We start from the raw sequence: 15,223 nt of genomic DNA on the forward strand, positions 1-15,223 counted from the left end.
GGAGGCGCCAGACCCTTCACCGGCCCCTGTGTGCCGCGTGCCGCGTCAGCTGCCGCGGAGCAGCTCCTCGAACGGCACCGGGTCGGCGAACTCGTCCGGTCGCGGCCGGGGTCGCGACTGCCCGGCGACGAGGTCGGCCAGCTCGCCGGCGGCCACCTCGACCCGTCGGGCCAGGCCGCCGTCGACCGTGCCGCCGGAGCCCCAGTCCTCCGAGGCGGCGAACACGGCGGTCGGGACGGTGACCGCCTTGAGGTAGGTGAACACCGGGCGCATCGCGTGCTCGAGCACCAGGGAGTGCCGGGCCGTGCCGGCGGTCGCGGCCAGCAGCACCGGCGTCCCGCGGAGCGAGCCCTCGTCGAGAACGTCGACGAAGGTCTTGAACAGCCCGCTGAACGAGCCCTGGTAGACCGGCGTCACCGCGATGACGGCGTCGGCCGCCGCGACCGAGTCCAGCGCGGCCCGCAGGTCGCCGGTGGCGAAGCCGGTGAGCAGCGTCGAGGCCAGCGCCTGCGCGTGGTCGCGCAGCTCGACGACCTCGACCTGCGACTCGACGCCGCGCTCGAGGAGCGCGTCGCGGGTCGCCCCCGCCAGCAGCTCGCCGAGCAGGCGGGTCGAGGACGGCTGGCCGAGGCCGGCCTGGATGACGACGACCCGTCGGGGCGTGGTGGTGGTCATCGGGTCGCTCCTTCCGCGGTGAGTCCGGTGACGTCGTCGACGCCGTGGACGGTGAGGTCACGGGGGCCGCCCGCCGCCGCGACGCGCGAGGCGTGGGTGGGGGCGTCCGGCACGTGGGCCGGCTTGCGGGCCGCGGCGATCCGCCGCAGCTCGGGCACCACCTGCGTGCCGAGGATCTCCACCTGCTCCAGCACGGTCTCGTGGGGGAGCCCCGCGTGGTCGATGAGGAACAGCTGGCGCTGGTAGTCGCCCACCTCGTCGGCCATCGCGGCATACCGCTCGATGACCTGCTGCGGCGAACCCACGGTGAGCGGCGTCTCGCGGCTGAACTCCTCCAGCGACGGGCCGTGCCCGTAGACCGGCGCGTTGTCGAAGTACGGCCGGAACTCGCGGACGGCGTCCTGGCTGTTGGCCCGCATGAACACCTGTCCGCCGAGGCCGACGATGGCCTGGTCGGCCTGCCCGTGCCCGTAGTGCTCGAACCGGCGGCGGTACAGCGCGACCATCTGCTTGGTGTGGCTCATCGGCCAGAAGATGTTGTTGTGGAAGAAGCCGTCACCGTAGTAGGCGGCCTGCTCCGCGATCTCGGGCGAGCGGATCGAGCCGTGCCAGACGAACGGCGCGACCCCGTCGAGCGGGCGCGGCGTCGAGGTGAACGACTGCAGCGGCGTGCGGTACTTCCCGGACCAGGTGACGTTCTCCTCGGTCCACAGCCGGCGCAGCAGCGCGTAGTTCTCCACGGCCAGCGAGATGCCGTCGCGGATGTCCTTGCCGAACCACGGGTAGACCGGCCCGGTGTTGCCGCGGCCCATCATGAGGTCCACGCGGCCGTCGGCGAGGTGCTGCAGGTAGGCGTAGTCCTCGGCCAGGCGCACGGGGTCGTTGGTGGTGATGAGGGTCGTCGCGGTCGACAGCACGATCCGCGAGGTGCGGGCGGCGATGTTCGCGAGCAGCACCGGCGGGTTGGCCGGGGCGGCGAACGGCGGGTTGTGGTGCTCACCTGTGGCGAAGACGTCGAGGCCCACCTGCTCGGCGCGCACGGCGAGCTCGACGGTGTTCTTGATCCGCTCGTTCTCGCTCAGCGTGCGACCGGTCGTGGGGTCCTGGGTGACGTCCCCGACGGTGAAGATGCCGAACTGCATGGTGCTCGCGCTCCTGACTGGTTCTCGCTAGGTAGTTGCGATTTCAACTACCCTAACGGGGGGACAGGGCGGCCTATTCCACGGGGGGCGGTCGGCCGGGGGCGCATGGGCGCCGGGTGCAGGTCGCCCTAGGATCGTCGACGTGGAGGCGCCAGCGTCGGGGCACGCCCGGTTCGGGTCGCTGCTGGCCAGCCGGCCCGTCGAGGTGCGACGGGACGTGTCCGGCCTCGACCGGGGGTTCTGGGCCCTCGTCGTCACCTTCGAGGGCGACGTCACGGCCGTGCGCTTCGCCGACGTCGACCGCGACGCCGCGCCGGCCGCCACGGTCCCGTGGTCGCCGCTGGACCGCGAGTGGGGCACGAGCCTGGGCCACGCGGCATACCTCGCCGGCGTGCGGGACGTGCGCGAGCGGATCGCGGCCGGGACGGTGTACCAGGTCAACCTCTGCCGCGTGCTGTCCCACCGGCTGCCCGAGGAGGCCGACCTCGACGGACTCGAGCAGCTGCTCGCGCGGGGCAACCCAGCCCCGCACGCCGGCCGCGTCCACGTCCCCGGCGCCGAGCTCGACGTCGTCTGCGCCAGCCCCGAGGCGTACCTGCTGCGCGACGGCGACCGGCTCGAGTCGCGGCCCATAAAGGGCACTGCCGTCACGCTCGAGGCGATGCTGCCCAAGGACTTCGCCGAGAACGTCATGATCGTTGACCTCGTCCGCAACGACCTGTCGCACGTCTGCCGCGAGGGCACGGTCCGGGTCGACGCCCTCTGCCGCCCCGAGGAGCACCCTGGCCTCGTGCACCTCGTCTCGGCCGTGAGCGGCGAGCTCCGCCCCGGGGTGGGGTGGGGCGACGTCCTGGCCGCGACGTTCCCCCCGGGCTCGGTGTCCGGTGCGCCGAAGCACACCGCCCTGCAGGCCATCGCCGACCTCGAGCCCGCCGCGCGCGGCCCGTACTGCGGCGCCGTCGGCTGGGTCGACGGCGACACCGGGCGGGCGGAACTCGCGGTCGGCATCCGGTCGTTCTGGGCAGACCGGGACCCGTCCGGTCGGCGGTGGCTGCGGTTCGGGGTCGGTGCGGGTATCACGTGGGGGTCGGACCCGCAGCAGGAATGGGTGGAGACCCTGGTGAAGTCCCGACGGCTGGTGGGGCTGGCGTCTGGAAGGGTGGAGGCATGAGCACAGAGCCGAGGGTGTGGGTCAACGGCAGGCTGACCGGCGTCGACGAGCCGTCGATCGCGGCGCTCGACCACGGGGTGACGGTCGGCGACGGGGCGTTCGAGACGGCCAAGATCGACCGGGGGCAGGTCTTCGCGGCCACCCGGCACGCGCGCCGCCTCGACCGCACGCTGGCGGGGCTCGGGCTCCCGCCGGCCGACCACGACTACATCGCCGAAGGGGTCGAGGCCGTCCTGGGCTCCGGCCCGGAGATCGACTTCGGCCGCCTGCGCTACTCGGTCACCGGGGGAGCGGGGCCGCTCGGCTCCGACCGCGACGCCAGCCCGCTGACGTACATCGTCACCGCCGGAGCGCAGCCGCGACCGCCGGCCAGCGCCTCGGTGTCGGTGGTTCCCTGGGTGCGCAACGAGCGGTCCGCGGTCGCAGGCCTCAAGACGACCTCGTATGCCGAGAACGTCGTCGCGCTCGCGTACGCCAAGGAGCGCGGCGCGATCGAGGCGGTCTTCGGCAACACCCGGGGCGAGCTGTGCGAGTGCACCGGGTCCAACGTCTTCGTCGTCGTCGACGGGGTCGTCATGACCCCGCCGCTGGAGTCGGGCTGCCTGGCCGGCATCACCCGCGAGGTCACCATCGAGTGGTGCCGCGACGACGGCATGGACGTGCGCGAGCAGACCCTGTTGCTGGAGGTGCTCCGCGATGCCGACGAGGTCTTCATCACGAGCTCGACCAAGGACGTCCTGGCCGTCCACGCCGTCGACGACCGGTCCCTCGAGCCGGGACCGGTGACGGCGCGCGCGGCCGGCGTGTTCGCGCGGCTGTCCGCGGAGCGGCTGGACCCATGACCGGCCAGCAGCCGTCGTCGACCGGTCAGCAGCCGTCGCCGCAGCTCCAGCCGGGCGAGCGCGAGGGCACGGAGCAGGAGGAGGACGACGACTGGGCGTGGCGCCGGCGCATCCGGTCGAACCCGCACAGCTACCGCGTCTACCGCTGGGGCGTCGGCGTCGTCGGCACGCTCGTCACCCTCGGCGGGCTCGTCGCCGTGCCGGCGCCTGGGCCGGGATGGCTCATCGTCTTCGTCGGCGTCGGGATCCTGGCCTCGGAGTTCGAGTGGGCCCAGCGCCTGCTGCACTGGGGGCGGGCCCGGCTCGACGACTGGAACCGGTGGCTGGCGCCGAAGCCGTGGTGGCTCAAGGGCCTCGTCGGCCTGGCCACCCTGGTGCTCGTGCTCGCGGTCTTCTACGGGCTGTTCCTGCTCTCCGGGGTGCCGGGGTTCTTCCCCGACCTCATCGAGGAGCGGTTGACCCGCCTGCCCGGCCTCGGCTGACCGAGCCACCGGACCCGGATTTCACCCCGGGCCGGGGGTGCGGCTATTCTTCGGCGAGCCCGCAAGGGCGCTGGACGTGTAGCTCAGTTGGTTAGAGCGTTCGCTTCACACGCGAGAGGCCAGGGGTTCGAGTCCCTTCACGTCCACCACCCGCACGACATCCGGACCCATCTCCCGACGGAGGTGGGTCTCCGTGTTTGTGGGGTGCTGCGCGTGCCCGGGCGATGGTGTCGTGGGAGCAGGAGGGGAACCACCATGACCCAGCACCACGACCACCGAAGCATCGTCCACCCACCGCGCGCGGCCGCGCCGCCGCCGACCATGGCTGCCGCCCCCGCCCCCGCCCCCGCGCCACGCCTGCTCGTCGAAGGCGCCGGCGACGGGCTGAGCCTGCGGCTCGCCACGCCGCGCTGACCCGCAAGGCCGGGCCGCCCGGCATACGATCGAGGGGTGGAGCAGGCACCCGGCGCGACCGTGACCACGATCCACGTCCACCCGGTCAAGGGGCAACCGGGGCAGGAGCTCTCGACGGTCGAGGTCGGGCCCGACGGCCTGCACGGCGACCGGCCCAAAAAGGCGGCTGTCATGGTGCTCTCGGCCGACGACACGACCGGTGCCCGCGCCAACCTCGTGGTGACCATGCCGCCGGCCCAGCTCTCGGCCGCCGTGGGGCGGGTCCTGCGCGTGGGCACCGTCGAGCTCGAGGTCACCGGCCCGGCCGGCAGCTGCCCAGGCGTGTATGCCGCGGTGCGCCGCCCCGGCACCGTCTCGGTCGGCGACGCCGCGGTCGTGGGGGAGGCGTCCGCCGACGAGGCCGACGAGGCCCACGTGTCCCGTGGCACAGGGGAACCCGCGTGACGGCTGCCGAGACGACGGCATAGGGTCGGCCCGTGGGTTCGGACGTCGAGGTGGGGCAGGGGCCGCGGGCCCGGGACACGGCCGACCCCCGCGCAGCCCACGACCGCGCGGTGCAGCGGCTGCTCGCGAGCTACCGCGCCATCCCGCCGGGCGCGCCGGTGCGCCTGGCCAAGAAGACCTCGAACCTCTTCCGTGCCCGGGCCGCCACGTCGGCCCCCGGCCTCGACGTGAGCGGCCTCGGCGGCGTCATCGGGATCGACCCCGTCGCGCGCACCGCGGACGTCCAGGGCATGTGCACCTACGAGGACCTCGTCGACGCGACGCTGCCGCACGGGCTCGTCCCGCTCGTGGTGCCGCAGCTCAAGACGATCACCCTCGGTGGGGCGGTCACCGGCCTCGGCATCGAGTCGACGTCCTTCCGCTCCGGCCTCCCGCACGAGTCGGTCCTCGAGATGGACGTGCTCACCGGCGCCGGGGAGGTCGTCACCGCCCGTCCCGAGGGCAAGCACGCGGACCTGTTCCACGCCTTCCCGAACTCCTACGGCACCCTCGGCTACGCGACCCGGCTGCGGATCGAGCTCGAGCCGGTCGAGCCGTGGGTCGAGCTGCGGCACGTGCGGTTCCACGACCTCGAGACCCTCGTGGCGACGATCGGCGACATCGCGGCGAGCGGCGAGCACGACGGGTTCGTCGTCGACTACCTCGACGGGGTCGTCTTCACCGCGACCGAGGCCTACCTGACGCTGGGCCGCCGCACCGCCGCCCCCGGTCCGGTGAGCGACTACACGGGCCAGCAGGTCTACTACCGCTCGATCCAGCACGACTCGCCCGTGCCCAAGGTCGACCGCCTCACGACCTACGACTACCTCTGGCGCTGGGACACCGACTGGTTCTGGTGCAGCCGCGCGTTCGGCGCGCAGGACCCGCGGATCCGCCGGTTCTGGCCGCGGCGCTACCGCCGGAGCTCGTTCTACTGGAAGCTGATCGCGCTCGACCACCGGTACGACATCGCCGACCGGCTCGAGGCGCGCAAGGGCCGGCCGCCGCGCGAGCGCGTCGTCCAGGACGTCGAGGTCCCGCTGGGCCGCACGGCCGAGTTCCTCCACTGGTTCCTGCGCGAGGTGCCGATCGAGCCGATCTGGCTGTGCCCAGTGCAGACCCGCGGCAGCTGGCCGCTCTACCCGCTGCAGCCCGGCGAGCTCTACGTCAACGTCGGCTTCTGGTCCAGCGTCCCGCGCGACCCGTCCGACCCCGGGCACACGAACCGGCTGGTCGAGGACGAGGTCACCCGCCTCGACGGGCACAAGTCGCTGTACTCCGACGCGTACTACGACGTGGAGACCTTCTGGCGGCTCTACGGCGGTGACGACTACGGGGGCGTCAAGCGACGATACGACCCCGACTCCCGGCTCCTCGACCTCTACTCCAAGGCGGTGCGACGCAAGTGACGATCCTCAAGACCAACCGGCACGACACCGGCACGGCGGAACGCCTCTCCATGGCGCAGATCCTCGACGCGGTCACCCGCGGCGAGGTCCCGCTTCGCTTCACGGCGTACGACGGCTCGGCCACCGGGCCCGAGGACGCGCCCTACGGGCTGCACCTGAAGACCCCCCGCGGTGCGAGCTACATCGCGACGGCACCCGGCGACCTGGGCATGGCGCGCGCCTACGTCGCGGGCGACCTCGACCTGCACGGCGTCCACCCCGGCGACCCGTACCCGCTGCTGGCCGCGATGGGCGACCTGCACTTCGCCATGCCGTCGCCGCGCACCGCGGCCGCGATCGCGCGCTCGCTCGGCGTCGACCTGCTCAAGCCGCCGCCGCCCCCGCCGCAGGAGGCGCTGCCGCGCTGGCGCCGCGTCGCAGAAGGCCTGCGGCACAGCAAGACCCGTGACGCCGAGGCGATCCACCACCACTACGACGTCTCGAACCGATTCTACGAGATGGTCCTCGGCCCCTCGATGACGTACACCTGCGCCTGCTTCCCGACCGAGGACGCGACGCTGGAGGAGGCGCAGGAGAACAAGTACCGCCTCGTCTTCGACAAGCTCCGGCTCAAGGAGGGCGACCGCCTCCTCGACATCGGCTGCGGCTGGGGCGGGATGGTCCGGTATGCCGCGCGCCGCGGCGTGCGCGTCATCGGCGCCACCCTGTCCCGCGAGCAGGCGCAGTGGGCGCAGGAGGCGATCCGCCGCGAGGGCCTGCAGGACCTGGCCGAGGTGCGGTTCAGCGACTACCGCGACATCGCCGAGACCGGGTTCGACGCGGTGTCCTCGATCGGTCTCACCGAGCACATCGGCGTGAAGAACTACCCGTCGTACTTCCGGTTCATCAAGTCCCGGTTGCGCCCCGGTGGCCTGCTGCTCAACCACTGCATCACGCGGCCGGACAACAAGCGCACCTCGACCGGTGCCTTCATCGACCGGTACGTCTTCCCCGACGGCGAGCTCACCGGCTCCGGCACGATCATCGCCTCGATCCAGGACATCGGGATGGAGGTCCGGCACGAGGAGAACCTGCGCGAGCACTACGCCAGGACCCTCGCCGGCTGGTGCGCCTACCTCGAGCAGAACTGGGACGAGTGCGTCGCCGAGGTCGGCGAGGCCACCGCGCGCGTGTGGGGCCTGTACATGGCCGGTTCGCGGCTCGGGTTCGACCGCAACGTCGTCCAGCTGCACCAGGTGCTCGCGGTCAAGCTCGGCGACAAGGGCGACGCGGGGCTGCCGCTGCGCCCGTGGTGGCAGGCCTGAGGTCCCGGGCACGGTGACGGCAGCGCCGGTCTGACGGCGAGGAGACGCCGTGGAGCAACGGGTCTCGCTGGTGACGCTCGGGGTCAGTGACCTCGGGCGCGCCCGCGCGTTCTACGAGGCCCTCGGGTGGCGCCGCGGTGACGACAACGACGACGTCGTGTTCTTCCAGTGCGGCGGCATGGTGGTGGCGCTGTGGTCGCGGGCGGAGCTCGCGGCCGACTCGGCCGTCGAGGACTCCGGGGGCTGGGGCGGCGTGACGCTGGCGCTCAACCTGCGCTCGCCCGAGGAGGTCGACTCCACGCTGGCCGAGGCGGCCGCGGCGGGCGGCACCATCGGCCGGCCGGGTGCGGACACCTCCTGGGGTGGCTACTCGGGCGTGTTCGTCGACCCCGACGGGCACCCGTGGGAGGTCGCCCACAACCCCTTCTGGACCGTCACCGACGACGGCCGGACCCTCCTGCGCGCCGACTCCTGACGCAGCGCGCAGGGCTAGGCCGCGGCCGCGACGATCGCGGCGAGCTCGGCTCGGGACGGCCCGGGATCGAGGGGCGGGCGCCACCCCGTGGACAGGAGATCCCGCACGGGGTCCTGCAGGGGGTCGGGGCTCGCCGGTCCCTGCTCCATGGCCAGGTACGGCAGAGCGATGTCCCTCAGGTGCCGCAACGGCCCGTCCACGGCCGAGAGCAGCAGGTCGGACGGCAGCCGAGCGTCGAGATCGACGTCCCGTCCGGACCAGCGCTCCTGGGTCGCGCGGTCCATGGCCACGTGGTCCGCGACCCAGGGGCGCATCGTCGCCTCGCACCAGGCATCGAACTCCTCGCCGAGCTCCACCGGGTCCAGCGTCCCTCCGTCCAGCAGGGCGAGCAGCGCCCGGGCCTGCATGAGGCTCGTCGTGATGCCGCGCCCGAAGATGGGCGTCGTCGTGCACACGCTGTCACCGATGAACAGGAGACCGGGGAGGGCCAGCCGACCGTCGGGGCCGCGCTGGCTGCGGTACCAGTTCATGAGGTTGCCGCCGGGCAGCACGGACGTGATGGGTCTGGATCGCTGCGGGTCGGTCCAGTCCGCGAGCCCGGGGATGGCGGCGGCAGCCGCGTCGAACGCGGGGTCCCGGGCCAGACCGACGAGCTCCCGGGTGTGTGTGGGTCGGATGATGAGGACGGAGAAGATTCCGTGCTCGTGCGTGAACAACAGGACGAGGTACCCGTCCGGCTCAGCGGCCCACACGATGGGGTTGAGGAGTGGTCCTGGTCCGGCTCCCGGCAGGAGCTGGTACTGCCGGTCGACGTAGGCGACCCCGCAGCTGCCGCCCGTCGTGGGTCTCTCCCGCCTGTCGCGGGTGGCCCGCCCCGCACGGCCCGACGCGTCGAGAACCAGGTCGCAGGGCAGGGTCAGGCCGTCCACGACCAGGCCGGTGGCGCGCCCCTCCGCAGCGACGACGCCGTCCACGTGACCGCACCGGATGTCGAGGCCCGGTTCGCGCGCCGCCACCGATCGCAGCGCGCGCTCGAAGGTTGCGCGGCGGGACTTGGTGCCGATGAGGACCTGGTCGCCGGTCGGAGCGGGCACCGTGACCGGCTCTGCCCCCAACGCCAGCCACGCGGCATACGCCTCCGGCACCTCTTCCGTGAGGGCGGCGGTGACCGGTGGCCGGAAGCCGTGGGCATGGTGGAACTGCATGACCCCCTTCCGCTCCCAGCTGCCGTCCTCGGCCGGACCTGGGTCGCGGTCCACGGCCACCACGCGGTGGCCGCGCCGGACGAGTGCCATGCCCAGGAAGAGACCCGTCGGGCCGGCGCCGATGATGCCGACGTCCACCGGTCGAGTGTCCCGCGGCGACGCCCCGGGCGCCTCCGGCACGTGGACGAGGTGCGCCGGCAGCCGTGGGCGGCCGCCGCGGCACCGGGTCGCGGGTCAGGCGGGCTGGGTGAGCTCGGTGGCGAGCCAGGTCGGCGGGATGCCGAAGGCGTCCACGAGGGTCTGGGCGTGCGGGCGCAGCTGGGCGCACAGGTCGTTGACCGCCGCCGTGACCTGCTTGCTGCGGGCCGGGGTGATCCGGCCGTGCTCGAGGTACCAGCCCTTGTCGGCCTCGACCGTCGAGAGGGCGTAGAGGTCGCACACCGAGCCGAGCATCGACGCCGCCGCGGTGTCCCCGCACCGGTCGATGGCGGCGACGAACGACTCCAGCACCAGCCGGTCGACGTGCGCCCGGGCCGCCTCCACGACGTGGTCCTGGCAGTCGTTGAAGACGGCGAACAGGTCCGCCCCGGGCTTGGACGCCTTGCGCAGGCGCAGGGCCAGCGTCTCGAGCAGGTGGCGCTCCCGGTCCTCGACGAGGGCGAGCTGCCAGCCGCGGTCGGTCGGGCCCTTCTCGCTGTCGCGCCCCGGGGCAGCGGCCACGAGCCGCTGCACCAGCCCACGAGCGGCCGTGCGCTCCAGGACGACGCCGGCGAACTGGCGCGCGCCGAACCGGACCATGCCGAGGGTGTCGAGGTCGCCGAACGCGTCGCGGTAGTCGGTGAGCAGGCCCTTGGCCACGAGCTGGAGCAGGACCGTGTTGTCGCCCTCGAAGGTCGTGAACACGTCGGTGTCTGCCTTGAGGGACGGCAGGCGGTTGACGGCGAGGTACCCGGCGCCGCCGCATGCCTCGCGGCACACCTGGATGGTGGCGGTGGCGTGCGCGGTCGAGACGGCCTTGAGCCCGGCGGCGCGGGCCTCGAGCTGTCGCTGGTCGTGCTCGTCGACGGCGTCCCCGGCCGTCTGCACGTCGTGCATGAACGACACCAGGTCGTTCTGGGCGAGCTGGAGCGCGTAGGACTTCGCCAGCGCCGGGAGGAGCTTGCGCTGGTGCGTGCGGTAGTCGAGCAGCAGCACCTCCTCGGCGGTCTGCGGCGGCCCGAACTGGCGACGCTGCCCGGCATACGCCACCGCCAGCGCCAGCGCCGTGCGGGTGGCGGCGCCGGCCGCCCCGGCGACGCTGATCCGCCCGCGCACGAGGGTGCCGAGCATCGTGAAGAAGCGTCGCGTGGGGTTGGCGATGGGGGAGGTGTACGCGCCGTGCTCGTCGACCTGGCCGTACCGGTCGAGGAGGTTGGTGCGCGGCACCCGGACGTGGTCGAAGGTGAGGCGGCCGTTGTCGACGCCGGCCAGGCCGGCCTTCGCGCCGCAGTCGCCGATGGTGACCCCGGGCATCGGCGCGCCGGACTCGTCGCGGATGGGCACGAGCACGCAGTGCACCCCGTGGGTCTCGCCGCCGGTGACCAGCTGGGCGAACACGGCGGCCATGCGGCCGTCGCGCGCGGCCCCGCCGATGTAGTCCTTGCGGGCCGCCGGCGTCGGCGTGTGCACGACGAGCTCGTCGGTCTCCGGGTCGTACGTGGCGGTCGTCCCCAGCGACTGGACATCGGACCCGTGGCCGGTCTCCGTCATCGCGAAGCAGCCCGGCAGCGTGCCGTCGATGATCGAGGGCAGGTATGCCGTGTGGTGGCGCTCGGTGCCGAGGTTCGCCACCGCGCCGCCGAACAGGCCCCAGTGGACGCCGGCCTTCACCATGGTCGAGAGGTCGGCGTGGCCGAGCATCTCGAACGCGGTGACCGACCCGCCGAGGTCGCCGTTGCCGCCGGCCTCCTTCGGGAAGCCCCGGGCGGGGTGGCCGGTGGCGGCGATGTGCTGCACCTGCCCGGCGACCCGGGCGCGATACTGGTCCATCGTCAGCTCCTCGCGCGGCGGGGCGAACCGCTCAGGGTCCGGGTCGTCGCGCAGCTCCTGCTTGATCGCGGCCCACCGTCCGTCGAGGACGCGGCGCAGCTCGGTCGTGAGGTCGGTCATCTCTGCTCCTGCGAGGTCCAGGCGGACGCGAGTCCGCTCCAGGCGAGGTCGGTCAGGTGGTCGGTGAGCTCGTCCCGCGGCATCGAGTCCGGGCTGGTCAGCCACTGGTCGGCGGCGGCGCGGACCATGCCGACGAGCCCGGCGGCCCACACGGCCGCGGCCCGGTCGTCGCGGCCGGAGGCCCGCAGCGCCTCGGCAACGACGGTCGCCAGCCGTGCCGCGATGTGGCTGGTCACCGGACCGGCGGGGTCGCCACCGGCGGGGGTGTCGAGCAGGGGAGCGGTGACGACGAAGCGGTAGACCTCGGGGTCCCGCTCCACGAGCCGCAGGTAGGAGTCGATCGCGGCGGCGATCAGCGCGCGCGGCGAGGCGTCGACGGCGGCCAGGTCCTCACCGCTCGTGGCGCCGAGGGCGCGCTCGAGGTCGCGCAGGATGAGGGCGTCGACGCTCTCGCACACCGCGGCATACAGGCCCTGGCGGTCGGTGAAGTGGCGGTAGACGACGGTCTTGGACGTGCCGGCCGTCGTGGCGATCTCGTCCATGCCGACCCCGGCGCCGTGCGCCCGGATCGCCCGCAGGGTCGCCTCGACGAGCTCGCGCCGCCGGGCGGCCCGGTGGGCGTCCCAGCGGGTGCTGCGGCCGTCCGTGGTGGTGCTCATTCCGGGAACGGTAGCAGGTACCGTCTGTACCTGCTACCGTCGGTACCAGTTATCTGGACACCGTCGCCGGTGCCCGTCGTCGACCTCCGAGGAGTACCCGTGGCCGCCCCCAGCAGCCCGCGTCGCGCCGCCGTCATCGGTGGCAACCGCATCCCGTTCGCCCGAGCCAACGGCCCCTACGCCCGCGCCTCGAACCAGGACATGCTCACCGCCGCCCTCGAGGGCCTCGTCGCCCGGCACGGGCTGGCGGGGGAGCAGGTCGGCGAGGTGGCCGCGGGCGCGGTGCTCAAGCACAGCCGCGACTTCAACCTCACCCGCGAGTCCGTGCTCGGCTCGAGCCTCGCCCCGACCACGCCGGCCTACGACGTGCAGCAGGCGTGCGGCACCGGTCTCGAGGCGGCCATCCTCGTCGCCAACAAGATCGCGCTCGGGCAGGCGGACTCCGGCATCGCCGGCGGCACGGACACGGCGTCCGACGCACCGATCGCGGTCAGCGAGGGATTGCGCCAGACGCTGCTGGCGGCCAACCGGGCCAAGACCCCCGCCCAGCGCGCCAAGGCCCTCGCCGGCCTGCGCCCGGGACACCTCGTGCCCGCCATCCCGCAGAACGTCGAGCCGCGCACGGGCCTGTCGATGGGCGAGCACATGGCCCAGACGGCCGCGCAGTGGGGCATCACCCGCGAGGCGCAGGACGAGCTCGCCGCCGCCTCGCACCGCAACCTCGCTGCGGCGTACGAGCGCGGCTTCTTCGACGACCTCATGACCCCGTTCCACGGGCTGACCCGCGACCAGAACCTGCGCGCCGACTCCACGGTGGAGAAGCTCGCGGGGCTCAAGCCGGTCTTCGGCAAGGGACCGGACGCCACCATGACGGCAGGCAACTCGACGCCGCTCACCGACGGAGCCTCGGTGGTGCTGCTGGGGAGCGACGAGTGGGCTGCCGAGCGCGGGCTGCCGGTGCTGGCCCACGTCGTCGACGCTCAGACGGCCGCCGTCGACTACGTCACCGGACACGAGGGCCTGCTCATGGCACCGGCCTACGCCCTGCCGACGCTGCTCGCCCGCCAGGGCATGAAGCTGCAGGACTTCGAGCTCGTCGAGATCCACGAGGCGTTCGCGGCCACGGTCCTGACGACGCTGGCGGCCTGGGAGTCGGAGCAGTTCTGCCGCGACCGGCTCGGCCTCGACGCGCCGATCGGCGAGCTCGACCGGTCGCGCCTCAACGTCAACGGCTCCTCCCTCGCGGCGGGTCACCCGTTCGCGGCGACCGGCGGCCGCATCGTCGCCTCGCTCGCGAAGGCGTTGCACGAGAAGGGTTCCGGCGCCCGCGGCCTCATCTCGATCTGCGCCGCAGGCGGTCAGGGCGTCATGGCGATCCTCGAGGCGGCCTGACGTGTCGGGAGTCGACGACGGAGCGAGGACACGAGCGAGGCACGCGCGAGGCCCGCAGCGACGAGGAGATGACCGGTCATGACAGGTGCGTACGCAGGGTTCGTGCAGAACCCGGTCGGGAGGAAGCTCGCCGCGCAGCTCGGGCTGCCGCGCCCGGTGCGCCTGCGCCGGTATGCCGCCGGCGCGCCCCTCGTCGACGGGCCGGTCCTCGTCGGCGGGCACGCTGAGGGCCCCGTGGCCGCGCGGGTGCGGTCACTGCTGGCGGCAGAGGGCGTCGAGACGGTGGACGAGGTGGCCGCGGGCCATCGCGTGGGCGCCGTCGTCGCCGACCTGACGGCGGTCGAGACCCCCGCCGACCTCGAGGCGCTGCGTGCCCTCGTGGCGCCGGCCCTCAAGGGGCTGCAGCCCAGCGGCCGGGTGGTCGTCGTCGGGCGCGTGCCCGAGGAGGCCGACGGGTTCGCCCAGTCGGCTGCACGCCGGGCGCTGGAGGGGAGCACCCGCTCGATCGGCAAGGAGCTGCGGGCGGGAGCCACCGCCAACCTCGTCCTCGTCGCGCAGGACGCGGAGGCCAACGCCGACGCGACGATGCGGTTCCTGCTGTCCGGCCGATCGGCATACGTCGACGGGCAGGTGGTCCGCGTCGGTGCCGGTGCCCCGACGGAGCCCGAGGACTGGCGCGCCCCGCTCGCGGGCAAGGTCGCCGTCGTGACCGGTGCCGCCCGCGGCATCGGGGCGTCGATCGCGGACGTGCTGGCCCGGGACGGCGCCACGGTCGTCTGCGTCGACGTTCCGGCCGCGGGTGACGCGCTGGCCCACACCGCGAACCGGGTCGGAGGCACCGCCCTGCAGCTCGACGTGACGAGCGAGGACGCGGGCCGTCGCATCCTCGAGCACGCGACCGGCCGCCACGGTGGTCTCGACATCGTCGTGCACAACGCGGGGATCACCCGCGACAAGCTGCTGGCCAACATGGACGAGGCGCGCTGGGCGTCGGTGCTCGAGGTCAACCTCGGCTCCATCCTGCGGATGAACGAGGTCCTGCTCGGTCCGGACGGCGTCCGTGACGGGGGACACGTCGTCCTCGTCTCCTCGATCGCCGGGATCGCGGGCAACCGCGGCCAGACCAACTACGCGGCCTCCAAGGCGGGCGTCATCGGGCTCGTCGACGCCCTGTCCAAGGACGACGGCCTGCGCCGGCGGGGCATCACCGTCAACGCGGTCGCACCCGGCTTCATCGAGACCGAGATGACGGCCAAGGTGCCGTTCGCGACCCGTGAGGTCGGGCGGCTGCTCAACTCGCTCAGCCAGGGCGGCCTCCCCGTCGACGTCGCGGAGACCATCGCGTGGTTCAGCCAGGACGCCAACGCCGGCGTCACCGGGAACGTCGTCCGCGTCTGCGGCCAGAGCCTGCTGGGGGCCTGA

15 protein-coding genes and 1 tRNA gene are annotated in these 15,223 nt (G+C 73.4%); 11 read left to right on the forward strand and 5 right to left on the reverse strand.

Annotation, left to right across the window (positions count from 1 at the left end; translation table 11 throughout):
* Nucleotides 1–45: 45 nt before the first annotated feature.
* Nucleotides 46–675, reverse strand: coding sequence for an FMN reductase (locus ACFUC1_RS12770; protein WP_379120261.1), 630 nt, complete (start codon nucleotides 673–675; stop codon nucleotides 46–48).
* Complete coding sequence (locus ACFUC1_RS12775) at nucleotides 672–1,817, reverse strand: LLM class flavin-dependent oxidoreductase (RefSeq protein WP_379120263.1); 1,146 nt, start codon at nucleotides 1,815–1,817, stop codon at nucleotides 672–674. The genes ACFUC1_RS12770 and ACFUC1_RS12775 overlap by 4 nt, the downstream gene beginning before the upstream one ends.
* A gap of 142 nt (nucleotides 1,818–1,959) precedes the next feature.
* Between ACFUC1_RS12775 and ACFUC1_RS12780 the strand changes: the two genes are divergently transcribed.
* The 9 genes from ACFUC1_RS12780 to ACFUC1_RS12820 all read left to right on the forward strand — a co-directional run bounded on the left by ACFUC1_RS12780 (nucleotide 1,960) and on the right by ACFUC1_RS12820 (nucleotide 8,397).
* Nucleotides 1,960–2,988 (forward strand): chorismate-binding protein, encoded by a 1,029-nt coding sequence (locus ACFUC1_RS12780; RefSeq protein ID WP_379120265.1) that lies wholly within the window; start codon nucleotides 1,960–1,962, stop codon nucleotides 2,986–2,988.
* Nucleotides 2,985–3,830, forward strand: a complete 846-nt coding sequence (locus ACFUC1_RS12785) for an aminotransferase class IV (RefSeq protein WP_379120267.1) — start codon at nucleotides 2,985–2,987, stop codon at nucleotides 3,828–3,830. The genes ACFUC1_RS12780 and ACFUC1_RS12785 overlap by 4 nt, the downstream gene beginning before the upstream one ends.
* Nucleotides 3,827–4,312, forward strand: coding sequence for a TIGR02611 family protein (locus tag ACFUC1_RS12790; RefSeq protein ID WP_379120269.1), 486 nt, complete (start codon nucleotides 3,827–3,829; stop codon nucleotides 4,310–4,312). The genes ACFUC1_RS12785 and ACFUC1_RS12790 overlap by 4 nt, the downstream gene beginning before the upstream one ends.
* A 72-nt stretch (nucleotides 4,313–4,384) precedes the next feature.
* Nucleotides 4,385–4,461: transfer RNA gene (locus tag ACFUC1_RS12795), tRNA-Val, on the forward strand.
* 106 nt (nucleotides 4,462–4,567) lie between these two features.
* Nucleotides 4,568–4,726 (forward strand): hypothetical protein, encoded by a 159-nt coding sequence (locus ACFUC1_RS12800; RefSeq protein ID WP_379120271.1) that lies wholly within the window; start codon nucleotides 4,568–4,570, stop codon nucleotides 4,724–4,726.
* Between the two features lie 36 nt (nucleotides 4,727–4,762).
* The gene (locus ACFUC1_RS12805; protein WP_379120273.1) at nucleotides 4,763–5,170 is read left to right on the forward strand and encodes a hypothetical protein; all 408 of its coding nucleotides are present in this window, start codon (nucleotides 4,763–4,765) and stop codon (nucleotides 5,168–5,170) included.
* 32 nt (nucleotides 5,171–5,202) lie between these two features.
* The gene (locus ACFUC1_RS12810) at nucleotides 5,203–6,618 is read left to right on the forward strand and encodes an FAD-binding oxidoreductase (RefSeq protein ID WP_379120275.1); all 1,416 of its coding nucleotides are present in this window, start codon (nucleotides 5,203–5,205) and stop codon (nucleotides 6,616–6,618) included.
* Nucleotides 6,615–7,922 carry a class I SAM-dependent methyltransferase gene (locus ACFUC1_RS12815; RefSeq protein WP_379120277.1) on the forward strand — a complete coding sequence of 436 codons (1,308 nt, stop codon included), beginning with the start codon at nucleotides 6,615–6,617 and terminating at the stop codon, nucleotides 7,920–7,922. The genes ACFUC1_RS12810 and ACFUC1_RS12815 overlap by 4 nt, the downstream gene beginning before the upstream one ends.
* 49 nt (nucleotides 7,923–7,971) lie before the next feature.
* Nucleotides 7,972–8,397, forward strand: coding sequence for a VOC family protein (locus ACFUC1_RS12820; protein WP_379120279.1), 426 nt, complete (start codon nucleotides 7,972–7,974; stop codon nucleotides 8,395–8,397).
* 14 nt (nucleotides 8,398–8,411) lie between these two features.
* Here ACFUC1_RS12820 and ACFUC1_RS12825 read toward each other — a convergent pair whose 3' ends face one another.
* From ACFUC1_RS12825 to ACFUC1_RS12835, 3 genes are all read right to left on the reverse strand, one after another.
* Entirely contained in the window at nucleotides 8,412–9,740 is a 1,329-nt protein-coding gene (locus tag ACFUC1_RS12825) for an NAD(P)/FAD-dependent oxidoreductase (protein ID WP_379120281.1), read from the reverse strand.
* Nucleotides 9,741–9,836: 96 nt separating this feature from the next.
* Nucleotides 9,837–11,750, reverse strand: coding sequence for an acyl-CoA dehydrogenase (locus ACFUC1_RS12830; RefSeq protein WP_379120283.1), 1,914 nt, complete (start codon nucleotides 11,748–11,750; stop codon nucleotides 9,837–9,839).
* Nucleotides 11,747–12,409 carry a TetR family transcriptional regulator gene (locus tag ACFUC1_RS12835; RefSeq protein ID WP_379120285.1) on the reverse strand — a complete coding sequence of 221 codons (663 nt, stop codon included), beginning with the start codon at nucleotides 12,407–12,409 and terminating at the stop codon, nucleotides 11,747–11,749. Before ACFUC1_RS12835 ends, ACFUC1_RS12830 begins: the two co-directional genes overlap by 4 nt.
* Before the next feature lie 99 nt (nucleotides 12,410–12,508).
* On the opposite strand from ACFUC1_RS12835, the gene ACFUC1_RS12840 reads away from it, so the two are divergent.
* Together ACFUC1_RS12840 and ACFUC1_RS12845 are read left to right on the forward strand one after the other, a co-directional pair.
* Nucleotides 12,509–13,801 carry an acetyl-CoA C-acetyltransferase gene (locus ACFUC1_RS12840; protein WP_379120287.1) on the forward strand — a complete coding sequence of 431 codons (1,293 nt, stop codon included), beginning with the start codon at nucleotides 12,509–12,511 and terminating at the stop codon, nucleotides 13,799–13,801.
* A gap of 78 nt (nucleotides 13,802–13,879) precedes the next feature.
* Entirely contained in the window at nucleotides 13,880–15,223 is a 1,344-nt protein-coding gene (locus ACFUC1_RS12845; RefSeq protein ID WP_379120289.1) for a 3-oxoacyl-ACP reductase, read from the forward strand.

It is taken from the genome of Pedococcus sp. NPDC057267, from assembly GCF_042668795.1.
GTDB lineage: Bacteria > Actinomycetota > Actinomycetes > Actinomycetales > Dermatophilaceae > Pedococcus.

Excerpts from the sequence above, each read along its gene's own strand:
- ACFUC1_RS12790 (WP_379120269.1), top strand. The coding sequence starts at position 3,827 with ATGACCGGCCAGCAGCCGTCGTCGACCGGTCAGCAGCCGTCGCCGCAG.
- ACFUC1_RS12835 (WP_379120285.1), bottom strand. The coding sequence starts at position 12,409 with ATGAGCACCACCACGGACGGCCGCAGCACCCGCTGGGACGCCCACCGG.
- ACFUC1_RS12830 (WP_379120283.1), bottom strand. The coding sequence starts at position 11,750 with ATGACCGACCTCACGACCGAGCTGCGCCGCGTCCTCGACGGACGGTGG.
- ACFUC1_RS12800 (WP_379120271.1), top strand. The coding sequence starts at position 4,568 with ATGACCCAGCACCACGACCACCGAAGCATCGTCCACCCACCGCGCGCG.
- ACFUC1_RS12770 (WP_379120261.1), bottom strand. The coding sequence starts at position 675 with ATGACCACCACCACGCCCCGACGGGTCGTCGTCATCCAGGCCGGCCTC.
- ACFUC1_RS12775 (WP_379120263.1), bottom strand. The coding sequence starts at position 1,817 with ATGCAGTTCGGCATCTTCACCGTCGGGGACGTCACCCAGGACCCCACG.
- ACFUC1_RS12785 (WP_379120267.1), top strand. The coding sequence starts at position 2,985 with ATGAGCACAGAGCCGAGGGTGTGGGTCAACGGCAGGCTGACCGGCGTC.
- ACFUC1_RS12845 (WP_379120289.1), top strand. The coding sequence starts at position 13,880 with ATGACAGGTGCGTACGCAGGGTTCGTGCAGAACCCGGTCGGGAGGAAG.